The following is a 261-nucleotide window of genomic DNA, read 5'->3' as shown; positions in this document are numbered from 1 at the left end:
GGCAGACAGCCGCCTATGTCGAAAGCTGGTTGCGGTGCCTCAAGGACGACAAACGGTTCATTTTCAAGGCCGCAACCGAGGCCCAGAAAGCCGCCGACTGGCTGATGCGCACCGCGCCAGCGGACCTCAGCGAACAGGAGGTGGCCGCATGAGCGGCCCCCTTCCCCTCGCCACCCTGACCTGCCGCAAATGCGGCAGCGTTAATCCGATGGCCTATCTCGCCCCGATCATCCTGCCCGGCGATCCAGCAGGCACCTGCAT

At 64.8% G+C, this 261-nt stretch carries 1 protein-coding gene; it reads left to right on the top strand.

Annotated features, from left to right (window positions below; all coding sequences use genetic code 11):
• On the top strand, positions 1–152 hold a 152-nt coding region (locus tag FNJ84_RS21840; protein WP_255471380.1), incomplete at its 5' end, for a zincin-like metallopeptidase domain-containing protein.
• Between the last annotated feature and the right edge of the window lie 109 nt (positions 153–261).

This window comes from Paracoccus sp. M683, assembly GCF_007096355.1.
Classification (GTDB): Bacteria; Pseudomonadota; Alphaproteobacteria; order Rhodobacterales; family Rhodobacteraceae; genus Paracoccus.
This window is presented reverse-complemented; position numbering and strand designations above follow the sequence as displayed.